The organism is Streptomyces sp. NPDC006134 (assembly GCF_040628835.1).
Lineage (GTDB): Bacteria > Actinomycetota > Actinomycetes > Streptomycetales > Streptomycetaceae > Streptomyces.
Map to the genome: position 1 here is coordinate 193,202 of NZ_JBEXTV010000002.1, position 24,133 is coordinate 217,334.

The 24,133-nt window shown below is 74.9% G+C and carries 18 protein-coding genes; 13 read left to right on the top strand and 5 right to left on the bottom strand.

Annotated features, from left to right (window positions below; all coding sequences use genetic code 11):
* The first annotated feature begins 108 nt into the window (after positions 1 to 108).
* The 7 genes from ABZ340_RS02295 (at position 109) to ABZ340_RS02325 (ending at position 8,974) form a co-directional block, all read left to right on the top strand.
* Positions 109 to 1,059 carry a TIGR03084 family metal-binding protein gene (locus ABZ340_RS02295; protein ID WP_358779838.1) on the top strand — a complete coding sequence of 317 codons (951 nt, stop codon included), beginning with the start codon at positions 109 to 111 and terminating at the stop codon, positions 1,057 to 1,059.
* Complete coding sequence (locus tag ABZ340_RS02300; RefSeq protein ID WP_358779839.1) at positions 1,056 to 2,729, top strand: acyclic terpene utilization AtuA family protein; 1,674 nt, start codon at positions 1,056 to 1,058, stop codon at positions 2,727 to 2,729. The genes ABZ340_RS02295 and ABZ340_RS02300 overlap by 4 nt, the downstream gene beginning before the upstream one ends.
* Positions 2,726 to 4,324 carry a carboxyl transferase domain-containing protein gene (locus tag ABZ340_RS02305; RefSeq protein WP_358779840.1) on the top strand — a complete coding sequence of 533 codons (1,599 nt, stop codon included), beginning with the start codon at positions 2,726 to 2,728 and terminating at the stop codon, positions 4,322 to 4,324. The genes ABZ340_RS02300 and ABZ340_RS02305 overlap by 4 nt, the downstream gene beginning before the upstream one ends.
* Before the next feature lie 8 nt (positions 4,325 to 4,332).
* Positions 4,333 to 6,177 carry a biotin carboxylase N-terminal domain-containing protein gene (locus tag ABZ340_RS02310; protein WP_358779841.1) on the top strand — a complete coding sequence of 615 codons (1,845 nt, stop codon included), beginning with the start codon at positions 4,333 to 4,335 and terminating at the stop codon, positions 6,175 to 6,177.
* A 192-nt stretch (positions 6,178 to 6,369) separates the two neighbouring features.
* Positions 6,370 to 7,533, top strand: a complete 1,164-nt coding sequence (locus tag ABZ340_RS02315) for an acyl-CoA dehydrogenase family protein (RefSeq protein ID WP_358779842.1) — start codon at positions 6,370 to 6,372, stop codon at positions 7,531 to 7,533.
* Positions 7,534 to 7,601: 68 nt separating this feature from the next.
* Positions 7,602 to 8,336, top strand: coding sequence for an enoyl-CoA hydratase family protein (locus tag ABZ340_RS02320; protein WP_358779843.1), 735 nt, complete (start codon positions 7,602 to 7,604; stop codon positions 8,334 to 8,336).
* A 32-nt stretch (positions 8,337 to 8,368) separates the two neighbouring features.
* On the top strand, positions 8,369 to 8,974 hold the full coding sequence (locus tag ABZ340_RS02325; protein WP_358779844.1) for a TetR/AcrR family transcriptional regulator: 606 nt from the start codon (positions 8,369 to 8,371) through the stop codon (positions 8,972 to 8,974).
* 317 nt (positions 8,975 to 9,291) lie between these two features.
* Here ABZ340_RS02325 and pdxH read toward each other — a convergent pair whose 3' ends face one another.
* Positions 9,292 to 9,978, bottom strand: a complete 687-nt coding sequence (gene pdxH, locus ABZ340_RS02330) for a pyridoxamine 5'-phosphate oxidase (RefSeq protein ID WP_358779845.1) — start codon at positions 9,976 to 9,978, stop codon at positions 9,292 to 9,294.
* Positions 9,979 to 10,678: 700 nt separating this feature from the next.
* Between pdxH and ABZ340_RS02335 the strand changes: the two genes are divergently transcribed.
* Together ABZ340_RS02335 and ABZ340_RS02340 are read left to right on the top strand one after the other, a co-directional pair.
* Complete coding sequence (locus ABZ340_RS02335) at positions 10,679 to 11,788, top strand: citrate synthase 2 (protein ID WP_358779846.1); 1,110 nt, start codon at positions 10,679 to 10,681, stop codon at positions 11,786 to 11,788.
* Between the two features lie 465 nt (positions 11,789 to 12,253).
* Positions 12,254 to 13,678: a PAS domain-containing protein gene (locus ABZ340_RS02340; RefSeq protein ID WP_358779847.1), complete on the top strand. Its 1,425-nt coding sequence runs from the start codon at positions 12,254 to 12,256 to the stop codon at positions 13,676 to 13,678.
* A gap of 185 nt (positions 13,679 to 13,863) precedes the next feature.
* Here ABZ340_RS02340 and ABZ340_RS02345 read toward each other — a convergent pair whose 3' ends face one another.
* Positions 13,864 to 14,619 carry an SIS domain-containing protein gene (locus tag ABZ340_RS02345; protein ID WP_358779848.1) on the bottom strand — a complete coding sequence of 252 codons (756 nt, stop codon included), beginning with the start codon at positions 14,617 to 14,619 and terminating at the stop codon, positions 13,864 to 13,866.
* A 325-nt stretch (positions 14,620 to 14,944) separates the two neighbouring features.
* Between ABZ340_RS02345 and ABZ340_RS02350 the strand changes: the two genes are divergently transcribed.
* Positions 14,945 to 15,637 (top strand): metal-dependent transcriptional regulator, encoded by a 693-nt coding sequence (locus ABZ340_RS02350; protein ID WP_358779849.1) that lies wholly within the window; start codon positions 14,945 to 14,947, stop codon positions 15,635 to 15,637.
* A 561-nt stretch (positions 15,638 to 16,198) separates the two neighbouring features.
* Positions 16,199 to 17,092, top strand: coding sequence for an alpha/beta hydrolase (locus ABZ340_RS02355; RefSeq protein WP_358779850.1), 894 nt, complete (start codon positions 16,199 to 16,201; stop codon positions 17,090 to 17,092).
* Between the two features lie 22 nt (positions 17,093 to 17,114).
* Here the strand turns inward: ABZ340_RS02355 and ABZ340_RS02360 are convergent, their stop codons facing one another.
* From ABZ340_RS02360 to ABZ340_RS02370, 3 genes are all read right to left on the bottom strand, one after another.
* Positions 17,115 to 18,713 carry a transporter gene (locus tag ABZ340_RS02360; protein WP_358779851.1) on the bottom strand — a complete coding sequence of 533 codons (1,599 nt, stop codon included), beginning with the start codon at positions 18,711 to 18,713 and terminating at the stop codon, positions 17,115 to 17,117.
* Positions 18,710 to 19,483, bottom strand: a complete 774-nt coding sequence (locus ABZ340_RS02365) for an ABC transporter ATP-binding protein (protein WP_358779852.1) — start codon at positions 19,481 to 19,483, stop codon at positions 18,710 to 18,712. Before ABZ340_RS02365 ends, ABZ340_RS02360 begins: the two co-directional genes overlap by 4 nt.
* 131 nt (positions 19,484 to 19,614) lie before the next feature.
* Complete coding sequence (locus ABZ340_RS02370; RefSeq protein WP_358779853.1) at positions 19,615 to 20,268, bottom strand: bifunctional DNA primase/polymerase; 654 nt, start codon at positions 20,266 to 20,268, stop codon at positions 19,615 to 19,617.
* Positions 20,269 to 20,640: 372 nt separating this feature from the next.
* Between ABZ340_RS02370 and ABZ340_RS02375 the strand changes: the two genes are divergently transcribed.
* Together ABZ340_RS02375 and ABZ340_RS02380 are read left to right on the top strand one after the other, a co-directional pair.
* Positions 20,641 to 22,026, top strand: a complete 1,386-nt coding sequence (locus ABZ340_RS02375; RefSeq protein ID WP_358779854.1) for a transcriptional regulator — start codon at positions 20,641 to 20,643, stop codon at positions 22,024 to 22,026.
* 223 nt (positions 22,027 to 22,249) lie between these two features.
* Positions 22,250 to 24,109: a hypothetical protein gene (locus ABZ340_RS02380; RefSeq protein WP_358779855.1), complete on the top strand. Its 1,860-nt coding sequence runs from the start codon at positions 22,250 to 22,252 to the stop codon at positions 24,107 to 24,109.
* Positions 24,110 to 24,133 lie beyond the last annotated feature (24 nt).

A 24,133-nucleotide genomic window follows, 5' to 3' on the forward strand; every position in this document is an offset into this window, starting at 1 on the left:
GGGCGCCGGAGGCTCGTTTCATGCAAGCGCGCTTGATTGTTTTCTGTCCCGCTGTCATGCTCCTCACCACGCCACGCCGCACGCCGCCGTGTCCGAGGGGAGCGCCCCGTGTCCGACCCGATGCCCGTGATCGACGATCTGCGCGCGGAGAGCGAGGATCTCGACGCGCTGGTCTCCCGGCTGAGCCCCCGGCAGTGGGCGCTCGCCACCCCGGCGCCCCGCTGGACCGTCGCCCACCAGATCGCGCACCTGGCCTGGACCGACCGTGCGGCCCTGCTGGCCGTCACGGACGCCGACGGCTTCCGCGTCCTGACGGAACGAGCCCTCGCCGCGCCCGGCGCCTTCGTCGACGAAGGCGCCGAGGAGGACGCGGCACGCCCGCCCGCCGAGCTGCTGGCGGTGTGGCGGGAGGGACGTACCGCCCTGGACAAGGCGCTGCGCGGGGCCGCGCCCGGCGCCCGCTTCCCCTGGTACGGGCCACCGATGTCGGCCGCCTCCCTGGCCACCGCCCGCCTGATGGAGACCTGGGCCCATGGCCGGGATGTCGCGGACGCCCTCGGGGCGGTCCGCCCGCCGACCGCGCGGCTCCGGCACGTGGCCCACCTCGGGGTGCGGACCCGCGACTACGCCTTCGGCCTGCGTGGTCTCACCCCGCCCGCCGACGCCTTCCGCGTCGAACTCACCGCGCCCGACGGGGGCGACGTGTGGACGTACGGCCCCGAGGACGCCCCCCAGCGCGTCACCGGCCCCGCCCTCGACTTCTGCCTGCTGGTCACCCGGCGCGCCCACCGAGCCGACCTGGCCCTGCGCGCCCACGGCCCCGACGCCGACCGCTGGCTGGACCTCGCCCAGGCCTTCGCGGGCCCACCGGGCCCCGACCGCGCGCCGCAGGGAGCCGCCCCGGAGACCACCCTTCCGCAGGGAGCCGCCCCGGAGACCACGCCTCCGCAGGAAGCCGCCCCGGAGCGAGCCACTCCGGAGGCTCCGGAGGCTCCGGAGGCCACCCCGCCACAGGAAGCAGCCCCGCGGAAAGCCACCCCCGAGGAAACCGCCCGATGACGACCGCACTACGCATCGGCAACGCCTCCGGCTTCTACGGCGACCGCTTCGACGCGATGCGCGAGATGCTCACCGGCGGCCCGCTGGACGTCCTCACCGGCGACTACCTCGCCGAGCTGACCATGCTCATCCTCGGCCGCGACCGGCTGAAGGACCCCGGCGCCGGGTACGCCCGCACCTTCCTGCGGCAGCTGGAGGAGTGCCTGGGCCTCGCCCACGAGCGGGGCGTGAGGATCGTCGCCAACGCCGGCGGGCTCAACCCGGCCGGACTCGCCGACGCCGTACGGACGCTCGCCGGGCGGCTCGGCCTCCCCGTCCGCGTGGCGCACGTCGAGGGCGACGACCTCACCGCCGCCCACCCGGGCAGCCTCGCCGCGCACGCCTACCTCGGCGGCTTCGGCATCGCGGAGTGCCTGCGCGCGGGCGCCGACGTGGTCGTCACCGGCCGGGTCACCGACGCGGCCCTGGTCCCCGGGCCCGCCGCCGCGCACTTCGGCTGGGGGCCGGCGGAGTACGACCGGCTCGCGGGCGCGGTCGTCGCCGGTCACGTGCTGGAGTGCGGGGCGCAGGCGACCGGCGGCAACTACGCCTTCTTCCGGGACGGCGACGTACGGCGCCCCGGCTTCCCGCTCGCCGAACTGCACGACGACGGCAGCGCGGTGATCACCAAGCACGACGGGACCGGCGGCTTCGTGGACGTCGGCACGGTCACGGCGCAGCTGCTGTACGAGACGGGCGGCGCCCGGTACGCGGGCCCGGACGTCACCGCCCGCCTGGACACCGTGACGCTCACCCCCGACGGCCCCGACCGGGTGCGGATCACCGGCGTGCGCGGCGAGGCCCCGCCACCCACCCTGAAGGTCGGCCTGAACCGCCTCGGCGGCTTCCGCAACGAGGTCGTCTTCGTCCTCACCGGCCTCGACGTGGAGGCCAAGGCGGCCCTGGTGCGGGAGCAGCTGGCACCCGCCCTCCGCAAGGTCGCCGACGTGCGCTGGGAGCTGGTGCGCACCGACCGGCCCGACGCCCCGACCGAGGAGACGGCCAGCGCCCTGCTCCGGCTCGTCGTCCGGGACGCCGACCAGCGGGTGGTGGGCCGGGCGCTGAGCGGGGCGGCCGTGGAGCTGGCGCTCGCCAGCTACCCGGGGTTCCATGTGCTCGCGCCCCCGGGGAAGGGCGCCCCCTACGGGGTGTTCGAGGCCGGGTACGTCCCCCGGGACGCCGTCGGCCACGTGGCCGTCCTCCACGACGGACGCCGTATCCCCGTACCGCCGCCCCCGGACACCGCCGTCCTCACCGAGGCCCCCGAACCCGCGCCGCCCGAGCCCCTGCCGCCGGGGCCGGTCCGCCGCGCGCCCCTCGGCCTGGTCGCCGGGGCCCGCAGCGGCGACAAGGGCGGCAGCGCCAACGTCGGCGTCTGGGCCCGCACCGAGGACGCCTGGCGCTGGCTCGCGCACGAGCTGACGACCGGCCGCTTCCGGGAGCTGCTCCCCGAGACCCGCGACCTGCCCGTCACCCGCCACACCCTCCCCGGCCTGCGCGCCCTCAACTTCGTCGTGGACGGCCTCCTCGGCGAGGGCGCCGCCGCCCAGGCCCGCTTCGACCCGCAGGCCAAGGCGCTCGGCGAATGGCTGCGCTCCCGCCACCTGGACATCCCGGAGGCCCTCCTGTGACCGTCCTGACCTCCGCCCTGGACACCACGGGCCCCGACTACCGGGCGAACCGCGACGCGATGCTCGCCAAGCTCGCCGACCTGGACGCCGAGCACGCCAAGGCCCTCGCGGGCGGCGGCGAGAAGTACGTCGAGCGGCACCGCAAGCGCGGCAAGCTGCTCGCCCGCGAACGCATCGAGCTGCTCCTCGACTCGGACACACCGTTCCTGGAGCTGTCCCCGCTGGCCGGCTGGGGCAGCGAGTACACCGTCGGCGCCTCCCTCGTCACCGGCATCGGGACCGTCGAGGGCGTCGAGTGCCTGATCACCGCCAACGACCCGACCGTGCGCGGCGGCGCCTCCAACCCCTGGTCGCTGAAGAAGGCCCTGCGCGCCAACGACATCGCCCTCGCCAACCGGCTGCCCTGCATCAGCCTGGTCGAGTCCGGCGGCGCCGACCTGCCCTCCCAGAAGGAGATCTTCGTCCCCGGCGGCGCGATCTTCCGCGACCTCACCCGGCTGTCGGCGGCCGGCATCCCGACCATCGCCGTCGTCTTCGGCAACTCCACGGCCGGGGGCGCCTACATCCCCGGCATGTCCGACCACGTGATCATGGTCAAGGGACGGGCGAAGGTGTTCCTCGGCGGGCCGCCGCTGGTGAAGATGGCCACCGGGGAGGAGAGCGACGACGAGTCCCTCGGCGGCGCCGAGATGCACGCGCGCACCTCGGGCCTCGCCGACCACTTCGCCCTCGACGAACCGGACGCGCTGCGGCAGGCCCGCCGGGTGGTGGCCCGCCTCAACCACCGCAAGGCGTACCCGGAACCGCCGCTCGCCGAGCCGCCGAAGTACGACGAGGAGGAGCTGCTCGGCATCGTCCCCGGCGACCTGCGCACCCCCTTCGACCCGCGCGAGGTCGTCGCCCGGATCGTCGACGCCTCCGACTTCGACGAGTTCAAACCGCTGTACGGCACCAGCCTCACCACCGGCTGGGCGGCCCTGCACGGCTACCCGGTCGGCGTCCTCGCCAACGCGCGCGGGGTGCTGTTCAGCGAGGAGTCGCAGAAGGCCGCCCAGTTCATCCAGCTCGCCAACCAGCGCGACATCCCGCTGCTCTTCCTGCACAACACCACCGGCTACATGGTCGGCAGGGAGTACGAGCAGGGCGGCATCGTCAAGCACGGCGCCATGATGATCAACGCGGTCTCGAACTCGAAGGTCCCCCACCTCTCCGTCCTCATGGGAGCGTCGTACGGCGCCGGCCACTACGGCATGTGCGGGCGCGCCTACGACCCGCGCTTCCTGTTCGCCTGGCCCAGCGCCAAGTCCGCCGTGATGGGCCCGCAGCAGCTCGCGGGCGTGCTGTCCCTCGTCGCCCGCCAGTCGGCGGCGGCCAAGGGCCGGCCCTACGACGACGAGGCCGACGCCGCGCTGCGCGCCATGGTCGAGCGGCAGATCGAGGCCGAGTCGCTGCCGATGTTCCTGTCCGGGCGGCTGTACGACGACGGCGTCATCGACCCGCGCGACACCCGCACCGTCCTCGGCCTGTGCCTGTCCGCGATCCACACCGCCCCCTACGAGGGCGCGCGGGGTGGCTTCGGCGTCTTCCGGATGTGAGGGAACCCATGATCGCTTCCGTCCTCGTCGCCAACCGGGGCGAGATCGCCTGCCGGATCTTCCGTACCTGCGCCGAGCTGGGCATCCGGACGGTCGCCGTCTTCTCCGACGCCGACGAGAACGCCCTCCACGCGCGCGTGGCCGACACGGCGGTACGGCTGCCGGGGGCGACGCCCGCCGAGACGTACCTGCGCGGCGACGCGATCGTGCAGGCGGCCGTCGCGGCGGGCGCGGACGCCGTGCACCCCGGCTACGGCTTCCTCTCGGAGAACGCCGGTTTCGCGCGCGCCGTCCTGGCGGCGGGCCTGACCTGGATCGGGCCGCCGCCGGAGGCGATCGAGGCGATGGCGTCCAAGACCCGCGCCAAGGAACTGCTGGGCGTCGAGCCGCTGCGGCAGGTCACCGAGGCCGACCTGCCGGTGCTGGTGAAGGCCGCCGCGGGCGGCGGCGGACGCGGCATGCGGGTGGTCCGGCGGCTCGGCGACCTCGACGCGGCGCTGGCCGCCGCCCGCGCGGAGGCCGCGAGCGCCTTCGGCGACGGCGAGGTGTTCACCGAGCCGTACGTGGAGCACGGCCGCCACGTCGAGGTGCAGGTCCTCGCCGACACGCACGGCACGGTGTGGACGCTCGGCACCCGGGACTGCTCCCTCCAGCGCCGCCACCAGAAGGTGATCGAGGAGGCCCCGGCACCGGGACTGACCGCACCGCTCACCCGGGACCTGTGCGAACAGGCCGTCCGGGCCGCCCGCGCCGTCGGCTACACCGGCGCCGGGACCGTCGAGTTCCTCGTCGCCGACGGCACGGCCCACTTCCTGGAGATGAACACCCGCCTCCAGGTCGAACACCCCGTCACCGAGGCCGTGTACGGCGTCGACCTGGTCGCCCTCCAGATCCGCGTCGCCGAGGGCCACGCCCTCGAAGGCGACCCCCCGCGCGCGCAGGGGCACGCCGTCGAGGCCCGCCTCTACGCCGAGGACCCGGCGAACGGCTGGGCCCCGCAGACCGGCCGCCTGCACCGCCTCGCCGTCCCCGGCGGCGTCCGCCTGGACACCGGCTACACCGACGGCGACGACATCGGCGTCCACTACGACCCGCTGATCGCCAAAGCCGTCGCCCACGCCCCCACCCGCGCCCAGGCCGTCCGCAAGCTGGCCGCGGCCCTGGAGCGGGCCGCGGTCCACGGCCCGGTCACCAACCGCGACCTGCTCGTCCGCTCCCTGCGTCACGAGGAGTTCGCCTCCGCCCGCATGGACACCGGCTTCTACGACCGCCACCTGCCCGCGCTGACCGCGCCCGCCCCCGACCCCCTCGCCCCCCTGGCCGCCGCCCTCGCCGATGCCCACGGCCGCTCCCGCTTCGGCGGCGCCTGGCGCAACCTGCCCTCGCAGCCGCAGGTCAAGCGGTACGCCCTGGCCGGCGAGGAGCACGAGGTGCGCTACCGGCACACCCGGACCGGCCCGGAGGCGGACGGGGTACGGGTCGTGCACGCCGACGCGCGGATCGTCGTCCTGGACGTGGACGGCGTACGGCGCCGCTACGAGGTGGCCCGCTACGGCGACGAGATCCACGTCGGGACCACCCGCCTCACCGCCCTGCCCCGTTTCCCCGACCCGGCCCCCCAGCACGCCCCTGGTTCCCTCCTCGCCCCCATGCCCGGCACGGTCGTCCGGGTCGCCGGCGGCCTGGCCGAGGGGGCGGCCGTCCAGGCCGGACAGCCCCTCCTCTGGCTGGAGGCGATGAAGATGGAACACAAGATCACCGCCCCGGCCACCGGCACCCTGTCGGCCCTGCACGTCACCGCGGGGCAGCAGGTGGAGCCCGGCATGGTGCTGGCGGTGGTGAAGTCGCCCTAGGGGCGCGGGGCCGCACCGGACACACGGCCCCGCCGCGTGAGCGCGAGCGACCACCGAACCCCCACAGACATCCCCGACATCCTCGATACCCCCGGCATCACAAGCACCTCGGGCACTCCAGATACTCCAGGCACCCCATACGCCCCCAGACAGCCGCGACCGCCGCAGACAGCCACAGACAGAAGGAGCCCCATGACCGCCCTCCTCGAATCCGTGGAACAGAAGGACCTCCGCTCCGCCGTCGCCGCCCTGGGCAGGCGCCACGGCCGCGACCACGACCGCGAGGCCCTGTGGTCCGAGGCCGGCAAACTCGGCTACCTCGGCGTCAACCTCCCCGAGGAGTACGGCGGCGGAGGCGGCGGCATCACCGAGCTCTCCATCGTCCTGGAGGAACTGGGCGCCGCGGGCTGCCCGTTGCTGATGCTCGTCGTCTCCCCGGCGATCTGCGGCACGGTCATCGCCCGCTTCGGCACCGAGGCCCAGAAACAGCGGTGGCTCCCCGGCCTGGCGGACGGCACCCGCACGATGGCCTTCGGCATCACCGAGCCCGACGCCGGCTCCAACAGCCACCGCATCACCACCACCGCCCGCCGCGACGGCACCGACTGGCTGCTCACCGGCCGCAAGGTCTTCGTCAGCGGCGTCGACATCGCCGACGCCACCCTCGTCGTCGGCCGCACCGAGGACACCCGCACGGGCCGCCTCAAACCCTGCCTGTTCGTCGTCCCCCGCGACACGCCCGGCTTCGAGCGCCGGCCGATCGAGATGGAACTGCACGCCGCCGAGAAGCAGTTCGAGCTGACCCTGGACGACGTACGGCTGCCCGCCGACGCGCTCGTCGGTGGGGGCACCTCCCACGCTTTCGGCAGTGGGGGAGAGGACGCGGGCCTCCTCCAGCTCTTCGCCGGACTCAACCCCGAACGCGTCATGACCGCCGCCTTCGCGATCGGCGTGGGCCGCCACGCGCTCTCCCGCGCCCTCGACTACGCCCGTGAACGCACCGTCTGGAAGACCCCCATCGGCGCCCACCAGGCCATCGCCCACCCCCTCGCCCAGGCCCACATCGACCTCGAACTGGCCCGCCTGATGATGCAGAAGGCGGCGTACCTGTACGACTCCGGCGACGACACGGGGGCGGGCGAGGCCGCCAACATGGCCAAGTACGCCGCCGGGGAAGCCTGCGTGAAGGCCGTCGACCAGGCCGTGCACACCCTCGGCGGCAACGGCCTCACGCGGGAGTTCGGGCTCGCCAGGCTGATCACCGCCGCCCGCGTGGCGCGCATCGCCCCGGTCAGCCGGGAGATGATCCTCAACTACGTCTCCCACCAGACCCTCGGCCTGCCCAAGTCGTACTGAGACCGCCCCCGGCGCCCGAGAGGAGGAACCGTGCGAGCAGCGACCGCACCCGGCCCGAGGGAGCAGCCATGACGACCGTCGGCCACGCGCACGCGCGGGGCGTCGTCACCCTCACCCTGGACGCGCCCCGCCACCGCAACGCCCTGTCGGCGGCCCTCGTCGCCGACCTCGCCGCCGCGCTCGCCGGCTGCGCCGGGGACGACGGCGTCCGCGCGGTCGTCCTCACCCACACCGGCACCGCCTTCAGCGCCGGCGCCGACCTGCGCGACCCGCCCGCCCCGGACGCGCTGGCCGCCCTGCTCCGGCAGATCGTCGAGCTGCCCCGGCCCGTCATCGCCCGCGTCACCGGCCACGCCCGCGCGGGCGGCCTCGGACTGCTCGCCGCCTGCGACATCGCCGCCGCGTCCACCACGGCCACCTTCGCCTTCACCGAGGTCCGCATCGGCGTCGCCCCCGCCCTGATCTCCCTCCCCCTCCTGCCCCGCACCGACCCGCGCGCCCTCGCCCGCCACTTCCTCACCGGGGAACGCTTCGACGCCGCCGAGGCCACCCGTATGGGCCTGCTCACCGCGTACGGCGACGACGTGGACGCCGTACTGGAGCCCGTCCTGGACGGCGTGCGCCGCGCCTCACCCCAGGCCCTGGCCGCGACGAAACGGCTGCTCACGGCTAGGGTGCTGGAGTCCTTCGACCGGGACGCGGCCGGCCTGACCGCGCTCTCGGCCAGGCTGTTCTCCTCCGCGGACGCCCGCGAGGGGATGACGGCATTCCTCGAACGACGGGATCCGCAGTGGGTGGTGTGAGCAGAACGGCGGGGGCCGGAACCGGTGGTGCGATGACGGCCGACCGCACGGAACGCGTCCCCAAGCAGGACCGCAGCCGGGTCACCCGGCAGCGGCTCCTGGAAGCCGCCGTGGCCTGCCTCGCCGAACACGGCTGGGCGGGATCGACGGTCTCGGTCGTCGCCGAACGCGCGGGCGTCTCCCGAGGCGCGGCCCAGCACCACTTCCCCACCCGCGAGGACCTGTTCACCGCGGCGGTGGAGTACGTCGCCGAGGAACGCTCCCTCGCCCTGCGCGCCCTGTTCCCGCAGGGCGCCGCGGCGGACGGCCGCCGGGCCGTCGTCGCCGCCCTCGTCGACCTCTACACCGGCCCGCTCTTCCGCGCCGCCCTCCACCTGTGGGTCGCCGCCTCCAACGAGGAGCAGCTGCGGTCCCGCGTCACCGAGCTGGAGGCCCGCGTCGGCCGCGAGACCCACCGCATCGCGGTCGACCTCCTCGGCGCCGACGAATCCCGCCCCGGCGTCCGCGAGACCGTGCAGGGCCTGCTGGACATGGCCCGCGGCCTCGGCCTCGCCAACCTCCTCACCGACGACACCGCCCGCCGGGAACGGGTGGTCGCCCAGTGGGCGGACCTGCTCGACCGGACCCTGGACGGCTGAGACACCCCGCCACGGGCCCGGGACGGGCCCTTCCCGGTCCCGGCCCGCGGCCGGGGTGCCACCACCCCGGCCCCGCGGCCGGGGTGCCACCACCCCGGCCCCGCGGCCGGGGTGCCACAAAGGCCCACCGGGGTGCCACAAAGGCCCACCGGGACGACACAAAGGCCCACCGGGACGACACAAAGGCCCACCGGGCGTCTCGGAGACCCACCGGGCGTCTCGGAGACCCACCGGGCGTCTCGGAGATCCGCCGGGTGTCACAGAGATCCGCCGGGCGTCTCGGAGATCCGCCGGGCGTCACGGAGTCCCGCCGGGCGTCACGGGCTGAGCCGCTCCACTCGCCAGCCCCCGTCCGCCCCGGCCACGTACCGCAGCCGGTCGTGCAGCCGGTTCTCCCGCCCCTGCCAGAACTCCACCGATCGCGGCACCACCCGGAACCCGCCCCAGTGCGGCGGCACCGGCACCTGCTCGCCCTCCGGGTACCGGGCGGCCAGCTCCGCGTACGCGGCGTCGAGCTCGGCGCGCGAGGCGACCACCGACGACTGGGTGCTGGCCCACGCGCCGAGCTGGGAGCCGTGCGGCCGGGTGCGGAAGTAGGCGGCCGTCTCGTCCCGCCCCGTACGCCGCGCCTCGCCCGTGACGATGACCTGGCGGGCCATCGGATGCCACGGGAACAGCAGCGAGACGTGCGGGTTCTCCGCCAGGTCGCGCGCCTTGCGGGAGCCGTAGTTGGTGTAGAAGACGAACCCCCGCTCGTCGAAGTGCTTCAGCAGCACCGTGCGGGAGCTGGGCCGCCCCGCGGCGTCGGCCGTGGAGACGACCATGGCGTTCGGCTCGAACATCCCGCCCTCCGTCGCGGCCTGCCGGAACCAGCGCGCGAACTGCTCGACGGGGGTGGCGGCCAGGTCGGCCTCGGCAAGCCCTTCGGCCCGGTACTGCTTGCGCATCGAGGCGAGATCGAAGGGAACGGCGTCTCGGTCGGTCACGCGGTCATCTTGCCTCATGCCCTGGAGGGGCCCCGAGGCCGGTGTCACCACCCGGGCCGCGAAGGCGGAAGTTGCCCTCGGCGCTGACCTGAAGCATGAAGTCGGACTTGTAGCCATCCGGCGCGTTCACGCCGTCAGAAGCCCCCTAGTCGCTACCAGCAGCGATCGCTCTTCGCTCCTGCTGGTCCGGCCGGCCACCATGTTGTCGCCTGAGTTACCGGCCCCGTTCGCCATGAGAGTGCTTCTCCATCGCGTGAGTTCACTCGGCCCGGGACGTTCCCAGCCGCGCTGCGGCAATAGGGAACCTTCGCCTACGGGTCTCGCCAGAGAGGTCCGGCTGGAGCTCACCACCCGCGAGGCTCCGGACGGATGCCGTTGCGCGGACCGTGGAGGCCGGGCTCGCCGGGATCGATTGCCCCGCCGGCACGACGTCGCACAACACACCGGCTTCGCCGGACGAGATGTCCTCCGAGGGCCTGCCGTCACGCTCCCGCGTGGTCCGGTGGTCCGCGTCACTGTGTGGCACTGAGTGCCGCGAACCCTCCCCAAGAGTGGCACTCGGAGATATCGTGCTGGTCCCGGGCCGGTGGGATGATCGCCGGCCGTGCGGGGCATCACAGGGGGGACCGTCCAGGACCGCGAGTCGCCGCAGGACCGCGGATCCGCCGGACGGCCACCACGTCCGCCAGCCGACCGCCACATCACGAGGAGCCGCCTGATGTCCGACTTCGTACCCGGGCTCGAAGGAGTCGTCGCGTTCGAGACGGAGATCGCCGAACCCGACAAGGAGGGCGGCGCCCTGCGCTACCGCGGCGTCGACATCGAGGACCTGGTCGGCCACGTGTCGTTCGGCAACGTCTGGGGCCTGCTCGTCGACGGCGCCTTCAACCCCGGCCTGCCGCCCGCCGAACCCTTCCCGATCCCCGTGCACTCCGGGGACATCCGCGTCGACGTGCAGTCCGCCCTCGCCATGCTCGCGCCCGTGTGGGGCCTGAAGCCCCTGCTCGACATCGACGCGGAGCAGGCCCGCGAGGACCTCGCCCGCGCCGCCGTCATGGCCCTGTCCTACGTCGCCCAGTCCGCCCGCGGCCAGGGCCTGCCCATGGTCCCGCAGCGCGAGATCGACAAGGCGCGGTCCGTCGTCGAACGCTTCATGATCCGCTGGCGCGGCGAGCCCGACCCCAAGCACGTCGCCGCCGTCGACGCCTACTGGACCTCCGCCGCCGAGCACGGCATGAACGCCTCCACCTTCACCGCCCGCGTCATCGCCTCCACCGGCGCCGACGTCGCCGCGGCCCTCTCCGGCGCCGTCGGCGCCATGTCCGGCCCTCTCCACGGCGGCGCCCCCTCCCGCGTCCTGCACATGATCGAGGAGATCGAGCGCACCGGGGACGCCGAGGCGTACGTGAAGAAGACCCTCGACCGGGGCGAGCGCCTGATGGGCTTCGGCCACCGCGTCTACCGCGCCGAGGACCCCCGCGCCCGCGTCCTGCGCCGCACCGCCCGCGAACTGGGCGCCCCCCGCTTCGAGGTCGCCGAGGCCCTGGAGAAGGCGGCCCTGGAGGAGCTCCACAACCGCCGCCCGGACCGGGTCCTGGCCACCAACGTCGAGTTCTGGGCGGCCATCGTCCTGGACTTCGCCGAGGTCCCGGCCCACATGTTCACGTCCATGTTCACCTGCGCCCGCACGGCCGGCTGGTCGGCCCACATCCTCGAACAGAAGCGCACCGGCCGCCTGGTCCGCCCCTCCGCCCGCTACATCGGCCCCGGCCCGCGCGACCCGCGCGAGATCGAGGGATACGACGAGATCACGGCCGTCGCCCGCTGACGGGCCCCGCTGACGAGCCCGCTCACGGGCCCGTAGACGGAACCCGTAGACGGTCCCCGTAGACGCAGACGACCCGCGAGTCGGGTTCCTCCAGCGGAGGAGCCGGCCGGACGTACCGGCGACTCGCGGGTCGGGTGACTGCTCGGGATTGGGCCGGCTGCACGCGTCTGTCACGTGCGGGTCCGGCACCGCACTCGGTGGGGTGCCGGGCCGCTAGCCCGCAGCCACCTCACGCGTCCGGTTTCCATACATCTGCCGAACCACCTCCCTTCTCGTGTACCTCACACCCTAGGAACCGGTCCGGCCGCCGCTCAACCGTTTTTTCCGTGCGGGACGGCTTCCCCCGCGCGCGATTCCCGGCAATCTTGCGGGAACCTGATGTGCGCTGGGTCACGTTCGAGTTGAATGAAGACCAGTGAGCGAACCGACGTGCCGAACGGCGGACGCAGCCTGCAGGGGGTCCAGGTGAGTGCTTCCCGGCGTAGTGGGACCACCGACGAGCTGGGGCCGGACGAGCCCGAGCGGACCGGGCCGGAGCAGCCCGAGCGGGACGGGTCCGACCTGCTCGCCGCGCTGCTGGACGGCATGGACGCGGCCCTGTGCGCCTTCGACGCCGACGGCGTCGTCACGCACTGGAACCGGGAGGCGGAGCGGATCCTCGGCTGGAGCGCGGCCGAGGCCGTGGGGCGGCGGGGCTTCGCCGGATGGGCCGTGCGCAGCGCGGACGCCGGTGAGGTCGAGGAGCGGCTGATGTCCGCCATGCACGCCCCGGGGCGGCAGGTGCACGAGTTCGCGCTGCTGACCAAGGACGGCGGCCGGGTGCTGGTGCGGACGCAGTCCGCGGCCGTGCGCGGCCCGGACGGCAAGCCCGCGGGGGTGTACTGCGCCTTCAGCGAGGTGCACACGCAGATCGACCTGGAGCGCTCCATCGCGCTGAGCGAGGCCCTGCTGGAGGACGCGAGCTGGGGTGTCGTGCTCGTCGACGCCGACCTGAGACCCGCGGTCGTCAACACCCATGCCGCGCGGGCGCTGGGCGTACGGCGCTCGGCCGTGCTGGGGCGGCCGCTCGGCGAGCTGCTCTCCCAGGGCGTGGAGGAGCTGGAGAGCGCGCTGACGCATGTCCTGGCCGAGGGCCCGCCGCCCGCGCCCGCCGAGATCTGGGTGGGCGTGCGCACCCCGGAGGGGGAGCGGCGGCGCTGCTGGCGCAGCGGTTTCCTGCGGCTGTCGTCACCGCTGGCGGAGGAGCCGGTGCCGCTCGGGGTGGGCTGGCTGTTCCAGGACGTCACCGAGTCCCGGCAGGCCGAGCAGGAGGCGGCCCTGCTGCGGTTCCGCACCAACCAGCTGCACCGGGCGGCCCGGGCGGCGGCCGAGTGCGAGGACCCGGTGGAGGCGGCGACGGTCCATCTGGACTTCGCGCTCGCCGGATTCGCCGACCACGCCCTGATCGACCGGGTGGCGGGCGCGGCGCCACCGGACACGGACACGGACACGGAGGAGGCGGAGCCGGTGCGTCTGGTGCGGGTGGCGGCCACGCCCTCCGGCGCGCCGGGCCCGAGCCGGCAGCCCGGCATGGCGGGACTCCCCCTGCGGTACGGCGAGGGGCACCCGGCGGTGCAGTGCGTGGTGCGGGCCGGGTCGGTGCGGGCCGGTGCCGGCGCGGTCCCGGCCGAGCGGGCGCGCGCCTGGGCGCTGGCCCGGCAGTGGCCGCCGGACGCGGTCCACGCGCTGTGCGCGGTGCTGCGCAGCCGGGGGCGGACGCTGGGGGTGGTGACGTTCCTGCGGGGTGCCGGGCGCAGCCCGTTCGAGCGGTCCGACACGGCGTACGCGGAGGACGTGGCGGTGCGGATCGCGGTGGCGCTGGACCTGGCCGGAGCGCTGGACAAGTCCTAGCCCCCGCCCGCTGAACCCGTTTCGGTGAGCCCGACCGACCGACCGCCCGACCGCCCGACCGACCGCCCGACCGCCCGACCGGCCGCCCACCCGAGCCCGCCCGACCGCCCGACCGCCCACCCGAGCCCGCCCGACCGGCCGCCCGCCCGACCGACCGGCCGCCCGGCCCGGAGGGAGCCGGGGCCTCAGTGCCGGTAGAAGATCCGGTCCCGGTACTGCTCCAGCACCCGCCCGTTCCAGTCGTGGCCGCCGTCCACGTTCCCGGAGCGCAGCAGCGGCGGTTCGATGCCGCGGTCGGCCAGGGCGCCGGCGGTCGTGGCCAGCACGGCCTGGAGGAGGGCCGTGGTGACGACCGTGGAGGCGGGGGCGAAGGGGGCGGGGACGGTGTCGAGGGTGAGCTCCGCGTCCCCGACCGCGATCTTGGAGTCGATGACGACGTCGCAGTGGTCCTTCAGGAACGTCCCCGAGGCGTGCCGGGACCTGGTCTCGCGGGCGTAGGCCACCGAGGTCACGCCGATGACCTTCACCCCCAGCGCGCGGGCGTTCACGGCCATCTCCACGGGCAGCGCGTTGCGGCCCGACAGGGAGACGATCACCAGGGCGTCGCCCGCGCGGACGGGGGAGGAGTCCAGGACGGCGCTCGCGAGGCCGTCGACGCGTTCGAGGGCGGAGCCGAGGGTCGCGGGCATCACGTCGACACCGGTGGTGCCCGGGACGCCGAGCAGGTTCATCAGGGCGAGGCCGCCGGCGCGGTAGACGACATCCTGGGCGGCGAGGGAGGAGTGACCGGCGCCGAAGGCGAACAGGCGGCCCCCGGCCGCGACCGTGTCGGCCAGGAGCGTGCCGGCGGCCGCGATCGGCTCGGCCTCCTCGTCGCGGACGCGTTCCAGCAGGCCGATCGCCGCGTCGAGGAACTGGCCGGCCAGCTTGCGGTCGCTCATGCGGGGCCCCTTCGGTGTGGCTGCGTCGCGGATCACGGTGCGGTCTGGACCAGTGCGCTGTCAATACGGCCGGAAAGGGGGTCGCGGGTGGCCGCCCGCGCAGGGCGGGCGGCCTCGTCGCCGTACCCCCGCGTACCCCGTCCGACCTCGTCCGACCTCGTCGGACCTCATCCGCCCCCGTCCGCCCTCGTCCGCCCCCGTCCGCCCCCGGCCTTCCACCGACGGGACACGGTTGTCGGTGGTATGCGTCAGAATTGACTGCAGGGCCAGCGCACGCGTGCCGGAGAGCCGTCGAGCCTCCGGCAGATCTCATCGAGGGGCACGTATGTCCGGACTGATCGACACCACGGAGATGTATCTCCGCACCATCCTCGAGTTGGAGGAAGAAGGCGTGGTCCCCATGCGTGCCCGGATCGCCGAGCGGCTCGACCAGAGCGGCCCGACGGTCAGTCAGACGGTGGCGCGGATGGAGCGCGACGGTCTGGTGTCCGTCGCCCCGGACCGGCACCTGGAGCTCACCGAGGAGGGCCGCCAGCTCGCCACCCGCGTGATGCGCAAGCACCGGCTCGCGGAGTGCCTGCTCGTGGACGTGATCGGCCTGGAGTGGGAGCAGGTGCACGCCGAGGCGTGCCGCTGGGAGCACGTGATGAGCGAGGCCGTCGAGCGCCGCGTGCTGGAGCTGCTGCGCCACCCCACCGAGTCCCCCTACGGCAACCCGATCCCGGGCCTGGAGGAGCTGGGCGAGAAGGACGGCGCCGATCCGTTCCTGGACGAGGGCATGGTGTCGCTCGCCGAGCTCGACCCGGGCATGGAAGGCAAGACGGTCGTGGTGCGCCGGATCGGCGAGCCGATCCAGACGGACGCGCAGCTGATGTACACGCTGCGCCGGGCGGGCGTGCAGCCCGGCTCGGTGGTGAGCGTGACGGAGTCGGCCGGCGGTGTCCTGGTGGGCAGCGGCGGCGAGGCCGCCGAGCTGGAGGCGGACGTCGCCTCCCACGTGTTCGTCGCCAAGCGCTGAGCCGCCTGCCGCGGGCATCGGCCGCCGTGGCGGCGGAGGACGCTGCGGCACGGTTCCGGTCCCGTCGCATCCGGGATCCGGTGCGCCGAACCGCAGCGCCGGGTCGCCTCGCGTGCGAGGCTGTCGCGTGAGGCGTACGACGTGAGGGCCGCCTGCCGGAGGGGGGAAGGGTGGACCGTCGAGACGGTGGAGGCCCCGGCGCCGCATGGCGCCGGGGCCTGTCCTCCCCTGTGCTGACCCGGAGCCCCGAGCTCTCAGGGTCATCCCCCGCGGACCGGTTTCCCCGAGCGGTCCGCCTCCTGAGGAAGATCTCCCCCCGGTGGCGGCGGCCAATCCCCGAGAGGTGTCACTCGAAGGAGGGGTGTTGCCCACCGGGACGCCTTTTTCGAATGTCCATTCGATAGGCTGCGGGCGTCGCGGGCGTCGCGGGCGTCACGGGCGTCGTGAGCAGCGGACACGGCGGGACCACGGCAACAGCACGGCAGGCAGGACACGGTTCACAGGACCGGCCGGTCCGGACGGGACGGGCGGTCCGAGCGGAGCTTGGGGGTGCCAGGAGCTATGGCGCGGCGCATCGACGTGACCGGGGCGGGCGGCGTACGCCTCGCGGCCTGGGAGTTCGGCGACCCGCCCAAGACCGACCCGGTGCGGGGCGGTCAGGGGGAGGGAGACGGGGACGGGGGCGGCTCGCCGGGGGTGTTGTTACTCCACGGCCTGATGGGCCGCGCCTCCCACTGGGCGCCCACGGCCCGCTGGCTGTCCGGGCGCCACCGCGCCGTCGCGCTCGACCAGCGCGGCCACGGACGCAGCGACAAGCCCCCGGAAGGGGCGTACACCCGGGAGGCGTACGTCGAGGACGCCGAGGCCGCCCTCGAACAGCTCGGCCTCGCCCCGGCCGTCGTCATCGGCCACGCCATGGGCGCGCTGACCGCCTGGCAGCTCGCCGCCAAACGCCCCGACCTCGTCCGCGGGCTGATCATCTGCGACATGCGGGCCTCCGCGCTCGGCGCCGCCTCGCAGCGCGAGTGGGCCGAGTGGTTCCGCGCCTGGCCCGTCCCCTTCGCCACGCTCGCCGACGTACGCAAGTGGTTCGGCGAGGACGACCCGTGGGTGGAGCGGCCCAATCCGGCCCGGGGCGAGTTCTACGCCGAGGTGATGGCCGAGTCCCCGGACGGCTGGCGGCCCGTCTTCGACCCGGAGCAGATGCTCCGCTCCCGCGAGGCATGGGTCTACGACGCCCACTGGGAGGAGCTCGCCCAGGTCCGGTGCCCGGCCCTGGTGGTGCGCGGCCTCGACGGCGAACTGGGCCGTGCCGAGGCGCAGGAGATGGTCCGCGTCCTGCCGCGCGGGCAGTACGCCGAGGTGGCCGACGCCGGCCACCTCGTCCACTACGACCAGCCGGAGGCCTGGCGGGCGGCGATCGAGCCGTTCCTGGACGGCCTCCGGGAGAGCTGACCCCGCGCGCCCGCCGGCGCCGTCACCCCTTGCTGACCGCCGCCAGGATCTCCGGCAGGCGGTCGGCGGTCCGCGGCGCGGCCAGCCGCAGCCCGGCCGCCGTGAGCACCGCCCCGTACACCGCGCCCACCGGCAGCAGCAGCCAGAGCCACGCGTCGCCGCCCGCGCCGGCGTTCAGCCAGACCGTCAGCGCGATGACGGGCGCGCACAGCAGCGCCGCGGCGACCATCCCGCCGAAGATCGAGATCCAGGCGAGCCCGGTCTGCCCGGGAGCGACGTTCTTGTAGCCCTCCTGCGGGATGGAGTACGGGAAGCGGGCGGAGGTCCACGCGCCGGTCGCCAGCATCGCGCCGAGCAGCGCGAAGGACAGGCCGAGGACCTCCGGCAGGGACCGCCAGTCGCCGAGCATCGCCGTCGTCACCACGGTGACGAGGACGGCGTACGGCAGGGTGATCAGCAGCAGGGCGAACGCGCGGGCGCGCAGCTCGACGTAGGCGTCCCGCCGCGAGGAGATCGTCAGGGCGACCATCCAGAACGCGGAGGTGTCCTGCCCGAACTGGTTGTACATCTGGATGCCGAGCATCCCGGCGGCGAAGCAGGCGAAGTAGACCGAGCCGGTGCCCTGCCAGGCGTTGAAGACCGGCACGATCAGGCCGATGGCGAGCGAGGTCACCCACGCCGCCTTGGTCTTCGGGTCGCGCCACACGTACCGCAGGCTGCGCTCCATGACGGTGCCGGTGCGGCCCGGGGGCAGCAGCCGGGCGAGCCCCGACGGGCCGCGCTCGCGGGCGGGCCGCTCCCCGGCCTGGAGCGTGGAGCCGTCGGGCGCGGTCATCAGCCGGTTCAGGTGCCGCGCCCACACCCACACCAGCGCCACCAGCGCCGCGGCGCTCAGCGCGAGCTGGGCGGCGGCCGCCCCGTAGGCGCCGTCGCCCGCCGAGTCCGCCGCGCCGATCGCCGACGCGGGCGGCACCCACCGCAGCACGTCGCCCAGCGGGTCCAGCTCGGACAGCCCGGACGCGCCGATGCGCTGCGCGCCGAAGTTGACCACCTGCGCCCCGACGGCGACGACCAGACCGCTCAGCACCGCCAGGTCCCGCCCCTTGCGGCTGGTGAGCAGCCGTACGTTGGCGGCGGCGACCGCCCGCGCGAGCGCCACGCACACCAGCAGCGCCAGCACGGCGCCGGCCGCGCCGACGGCGAACGCCGCCCCGCCGTGCGCGACGGCGATCACGGAACCGGCGAGCACGCACAGCGTGAACAGCGGCCCGATGCCGACCAGGGAGGCCACGAGCAGGGCCCGCACCAGCGGCCGGGGCCGCAGCGGCAGCATCACCAGCCGGGTCGGGTCGAGGGTCTCGTCCCCGCCGGGGAAGAACAGCGGCATCACCGCCCAGCCCAGGGCGAGCACCGCCACCAGCGGCACGATCAGCGACGCGGCGTGCGCGTGCCCGCGCAGCGCGACCAGCCCGACGAACTGGAGCGCGGTGAACAGCAGCGTGACGGCGACGGAGGCGACGTAGGCCGCCCGCCGCCCGCTCGACTGGCGCAGCCCGTTGCGCAGCAGCGACAGCTTCAGCCGGACGAAGACGGGCGTCAGGGAGGACTCCGCGGCGCTCATCGGGACCCGCCGCCCAGCCAGTCCAGGTCGGAGCCGGCGTCCCGGCCCCGCGCCCCGACGAGTTCCAGGAACGCCTGCTGGAGCGAGGCGGCCTCCCCGCGCACCTCGGCGAGCGGGCCGGTGGCGCGGATGCGCCCGGCGGCCATGACGGCCACCCAGTCGCACAGCGACTCCACCAGCTCCATCACGTGGGAGGAGAAGACGACGGTGGCGCCGGAGGCGGTGTAGCGCTCCAGGACGCCCCGGATGGTCTGTGCCGAGACCGGGTCGACGCCCTCGAACGGCTCGTCCAGGAAGAGCACTTCGGGGTTGTGCAGCAGCGCCGCCGCCAGCCCGATCTTCTTGCGCATGCCGGTCGAGTAGTCGACGACCAGCTTGTGCTGGGACCCGGCCAGGTCGAGGACGTCGAGCAGCTGGGTGGCCCGCTTGTCGACCTCCGCGCCGGGCAGGCCCCGCAACCGGCCCGTGTAGGCGAGCAGTTCCCGCCCGGACAGCCGCTCGAACAGCCGCAGGCCCTCCGGCAGCACCCCGATCCGCGCCTTCACCTGGGCCGGGTCCCGCCACACGTCGTGCCCGACGATCTCGACGGTGCCCTGGTCGGGCCTCAGCAGTCCGGTCGCCATCGACAGCGTGGTGGTCTTCCCGGCCCCGTTCGGTCCGACCAGCCCGATGAACTTCCCCGTGGGCAGCTCCAGATCGATCCCGGCCACCGCGACCTGCTGCCCGAACCGCTTCCAGAGCCCCCGCACCCGTACGGCACTACCGCTCACCGCGTTCTCCCTCCGTCGAGGTGAACCCTACGGCGGGACGGCGCCGCCCGGGGGAGTGCGAGGACGCCGTGACCGGGCGGGACGCCGTGACCGGGCGGGACGCCGTGACCGGGCGGGGCGGCTGGCGCCGGCTACCGGTCCCTGCCGCACGCGTAGGCGAGCGGCGAGATCAGCTCCTCCGCGTCCGGCAGCCACCGGTTCGCCGGTGTCGGACGGCACGCCCACTGCACCGCCCCGCGCGTGCCGAACCGCGTGGGCGGGGCGGCCACGTACGCGCCCTCGCCGAGCGCGGTCAGGTCGAGGGAGGAGGGGGACCAGCCCAGCTTGCGCACCAGGTCCGGCACCTTCGCCGCGGCCCCTGGCAGCACGAAGAACTGCATCCGCCGGTCCGGGGTCAGCGTGACCGGGCCGAGCGTCAGGTCCATCCGCTCCATCCGCGCGAGCGCGAGGAAGCCGGCGGTCTCGGGCACGTCGATCGCGTCGAACGTCCGCCCGGTGGGCAGCAGGATCGACGCCGCCGGCTGCTTCTGCCACATGCGGCGGGCCACGGTCGCGCTGCCCGTCGCCTGGGTCGCCCAGTCCGCACGCGCCGGGTGTGCGCCGGGGACGGCGCACGCCGGGTCACCGCAGGAGCAGCGCTGTGTCCCGTCGGCGGCTTCCAGCCAGGTGCCGGGGAACACGTCCCAGTGGCGTTCCTCGGCGTAGCGGACGGCGGCCTCCAGCAGCGACGTACCGCGCTGCTGCGGAATCTGAGCGGCTTGGGTTCCCGGGATCGTCTCTTCCACGTGGAACTCAACTCCCGCGCCCATCCGGGGTTACGGGCGCCCGCCCGTCTCCCGCCACCACCCGTGCGGCGAAGGCCCTTCGGGCCTGCACCGTGCCCTTTTGCGCGGGGGAGGAGCACCGATTCGGCTCTCGGGGCGCATGGTTGCACGTGCGGGGGCGCGCGCGAGGGTCCGTGGCCGGGGCTGGGTAACCACGTCTGGGGCGGCACCAGCCGTTACCCCGGCAATACTCGCAAGCTTCGCATTTTCGGCACATGGACGGGGCATTGATCTTCACAGCCGGATCCTTTCGCCGGGACGCGAGGGGTTCGGCCGCGGAAGAACACGACAACCCGGTGCGTGGGCAGGCACCGCAGCCTCAGGGGGTACGCCATGGCCGCAAGGCCTCTCGTCGCGCGGCAGCCGAACGAACGGCTGCAGGCGCTCATCCAGGAAGCGGGTTGCTCGAACGCCGGGCTCGCCCGCCGGGTCAACATGGTCGGCGCCGAGCACGGCCTCGACCTGCGCTACGACAAGACGTCCGTCGCCCGCTGGCTGCGCGGACAGCAGCCGCGGGGCCGGGCGCCCGCGATCATCGCCGAGGCGCTCGGCCGCAAGCTGGGCCGTACGGTCACGATCGACGAGATCGGCATGGCCAACGGCAAGAACCTCGCCTCGGGCGTCGGCCTCCAGTTCTCGCCGACGGTGCTGGGGGCCATCGAGCAGGTCTGCGAGCTGTGGCGCAGCGACGTCGGGCGCCGGGACTTCCTGTCCGGGGCGTCCGTCGCCGCCTCCGCGCTGGTCGAGCCCAGCCGCGACTGGCTGATCTCCGCGCCCGACTCCCAGGTGGCGCGGGCGGCCGGGCCGCGGGTCGGCCAGTCCGACGTGGCGGCGGTGCGGGCGATGACGCAGGCCCTGGTGGAGCTGGACCACCAGTACGGCAGCGGGCATGTGCGCCCGGTCGTCGTGCACTACCTCAACAGCGTCGTCTCCGGGCTGCTGGCGGGTTCCTACCGCGAGGCGGTGGGGCGCGAACTGTTCGCCGCAGTCGCCCGGTTGACCGAGCTCGCCGGGTACATGGCCGTGGACACCGGACAGCCCGGGCTCGCCCAGCGGTACTACATCCAGGCGCTGCGCCTGGCCCAGGCGGCGGGCGACCGCGGGTACGGCGGGTACGTGCTCGCCGCCTCCATGAGCCACCTCGCCGCGCAGCTCGGAAACCCGCGCGAGATCGCGCAGTTGGCGCGCGCGGCGCAGGAGGGAGCGCGCGGGCGGGTGACCCCGCGCGCGGAGTCGATGTTCCACGCGGCCGAGGCGCGCGGGCACGCGCTGATGGGCGACGCGCGGGCGGCCCAGGCGGCGGCCGGGCGCGCGGTGAGCGCGCTGGAGGCGGCCGACGCCGCTTCCGGTGACGACCCGGCGTGGATCGCCCACTTCGACGAGGCCTATCTCGCCGACGAGTTGGCGCACTGCCACCGGGACCTGGGCCAGGCCGAGGCGGCGGCGCGCAACGCCCGGGAGGCCCTGGCCGGGCATCCCGAGTCGCGGGCGCGCAGGCGGGCGATCGGTTACGTGCTGCTGGCCACCGCGCAGGTGCAGCAGCGCGAGATCGAGCAGGCGTGCGACACCGGCCTGAAGGCGGTGGAGCTGCTGGAGACGCTGCGCTCCAACCGCGGCGCCGAGTACCTGGAGGACTTCCAGCAGCGCCTGGAGCCCTACCGGGAGGAGCCGGTGGTACGGGAGTTCGGGGCCCGGCTCGACCTCCAGGTGGCCGCGTGACCGCACCGGCGCCCGGGTGGTGAACATTCCGGGTGCCGGTGAGTGAACCCGTGGAAAACGTGCACGGGATGTGAGGGAGGAGGCATAAACAGCGTCCGGCGGCCCGGTTCCGTTACAGGGCTCGCAGGGGACAAGATCACGCCCGTACTGCTTGGCACGGGGCTCCGGGGACCCGGTAGCGTGAGCCGACGCTTCCGAAGATCCCCCATTCGTAGGAGTCCCGGTGACGCAGAGTGGACAGGGCGAGCAGCCCTCGGCGGGCCCCGTGCGCGAGGGCGTCGTGCTGCCCTCCGGCGGCGGCCCCCTGCCGCCGGGAGGGACGGGCCCGGCCGGCGGACCGGCCGGCGGACCGTCCTGGGACCGTTCGTGGGGCCCGGACCAGCAGCAGAACCAGGCCCCCGGCGCCCCGGACCGGCAGCAGGGGCAGGCCCCCGGCGCCCCGGACCAGGGCTGGCAGGCGCCGCCCGCCCAGCCCTGGGACCAGCCGGGCCCGGGCCCGCTGCCCCCGGAGGGCGCGCAGCCCCCGGCGTACGGCACCCCGGCGCCGCCCCCCGCGCCCGGCCCGGCGTACGGACAGAGCGGCCCGGCCTACGGCACCGCCGGCCCGTCGTACGGCGCCGCGGGTCAGGCGCCGGGTGCCGCCGGGCAGCCGTACGGGACCGCGGGCCAGGCGCAGGGCGCCACCGGTCCGTCTTACGGAGGCGCCGGGCAGACGCAGGGTGCCGCCGGGCAGCCCTACGGTGCGGCCGGTCCGTCGTACGGGACCGCGGGTCAGGCGCAGGGCGCCGCCGGGCAGCCGTACGGTCCGCCCGCTCCCGGGTACGGCGGGAACGGCGCGAGCGGTGCGGGCGGCGAGGGGTACGGCGGGCCGGCGTCCGCGCCCCTGCCGCCCGCCGACGAGGGCGCCACCCAGTACCTGCCGCCGGTCCCGGGGACCGACGCGGCCACGCAGTACCTGCGGCCCGTCGCGCCGTCCGCGGACGACGGAGCGACCCAGTACATACCGCCGGTCTCCCCGGGGGTGCTGCCGCCCGAGAGACCGGCCGGCCCGCCGTCCGAGGAGACCCGGTTCCTGGGCCGGGTGCCGCACGGCTCCCCGCCGGGTGCCGCGGCCGGTCCCGTGCCGCCCGCCTCCGGGCCGGACGCCGAGGCCACGCAGTACATCGCGCCCGTGCCCGGCGGGCAGCCCGCCGGCGCGCCGTACGGTGCCGCGCCCGGCGGGGGCGCGGACCGGCATCCGCCCGCCGAGTTCGACAACCTCTTCCGTGACACCCCGGGCGGTGACGGCCCGGCCGGTTCCACCCAGCAGCTTCCGCTCGTCGACGCACCGCAGCCCCCGTACGCCGCGGCCCCGGCCGCCTACGCCCCGCAGGGCCCCGGCGGGTACGCCCCGCAGGGTCCGGGAGGCTACGGCGACGGCGGCCGGGGCGGGCGCGGCGGCCGGACCGGTTCGCGGGTGCCGCTGCTCGCGGCCATCGGGGTGGGCCTCGCCGTCGTCGGCGTCGGGGCCGGGGCGCTGCTCGCCGGCGGGGGCGGCGGGGACGACGACGGGGACGACGGCAAGCAGCCCGTCTCGGCGACGGCCCCGGCGACCGCCGCGACGTCCTCCGCGCCGCCGACCGTCGATCCGGCCCGGCAGCAGGCCGAGGAGCTGGACAAGCTGCTCGCCGACAGCGGCAGCAGCCGGGCCGCCGTCATCAAGGCGGTGGCCGACGTGCGGTCCTGCGACAACCTCCCCCAGGCCGCCAAGGCTCTGCGGGACGCGGCCGCGCAGCGCACCGGCCTCGTCACCCGGCTGCGGCAGCTGCCCGTGGACCGGCTGCCGAACCACGCCGCGCTGACCGGCGAGCTGACCAAGGCGTGGCAGGCGTCGGCCTCGGCCGACAACCACTACGCCGCCTGGGCCGACCAGGTCGCCGGCAAGAACGGCTGCAAGAAGGGCCACGCCCGCACCACCGGCAGCACCCAGGCCGGCAACCAGGCGAGCGAGACCGCGAACACCCACAAGAAGGAAGCCGCCCGCCTGTGGAACGCGATCGCGCGGGAGATGGGCCTGACCCAGCGCCAGGGGTCCCAGCTCTGAGCCCAGGGCTCAGGACCCAGGGCT

Coding starts and splice junctions, on each gene's coding strand:
- ABZ340_RS02375 (WP_358779854.1), top strand. CDS start 20,641: ATGGCCGCAAGGCCTCTCGTCGCGCGGCAGCCGAACGAACGGCTGCAG.
- ABZ340_RS02325 (WP_358779844.1), top strand. CDS start 8,369: ATGACGGCCGACCGCACGGAACGCGTCCCCAAGCAGGACCGCAGCCGG.
- ABZ340_RS02315 (WP_358779842.1), top strand. CDS start 6,370: ATGACCGCCCTCCTCGAATCCGTGGAACAGAAGGACCTCCGCTCCGCC.
- ABZ340_RS02360 (WP_358779851.1), bottom strand. CDS start 18,713: ATGAGCGCCGCGGAGTCCTCCCTGACGCCCGTCTTCGTCCGGCTGAAG.
- ABZ340_RS02355 (WP_358779850.1), top strand. CDS start 16,199: ATGGCGCGGCGCATCGACGTGACCGGGGCGGGCGGCGTACGCCTCGCG.
- ABZ340_RS02310 (WP_358779841.1), top strand. CDS start 4,333: ATGATCGCTTCCGTCCTCGTCGCCAACCGGGGCGAGATCGCCTGCCGG.
- ABZ340_RS02345 (WP_358779848.1), bottom strand. CDS start 14,619: ATGAGCGACCGCAAGCTGGCCGGCCAGTTCCTCGACGCGGCGATCGGC.
- ABZ340_RS02300 (WP_358779839.1), top strand. CDS start 1,056: ATGACGACCGCACTACGCATCGGCAACGCCTCCGGCTTCTACGGCGAC.
- ABZ340_RS02350 (WP_358779849.1), top strand. CDS start 14,945: ATGTCCGGACTGATCGACACCACGGAGATGTATCTCCGCACCATCCTC.
- ABZ340_RS02335 (WP_358779846.1), top strand. CDS start 10,679: ATGTCCGACTTCGTACCCGGGCTCGAAGGAGTCGTCGCGTTCGAGACG.
- pdxH (WP_358779845.1), bottom strand. CDS start 9,978: ATGAGGCAAGATGACCGCGTGACCGACCGAGACGCCGTTCCCTTCGAT.
- ABZ340_RS02320 (WP_358779843.1), top strand. CDS start 7,602: ATGACGACCGTCGGCCACGCGCACGCGCGGGGCGTCGTCACCCTCACC.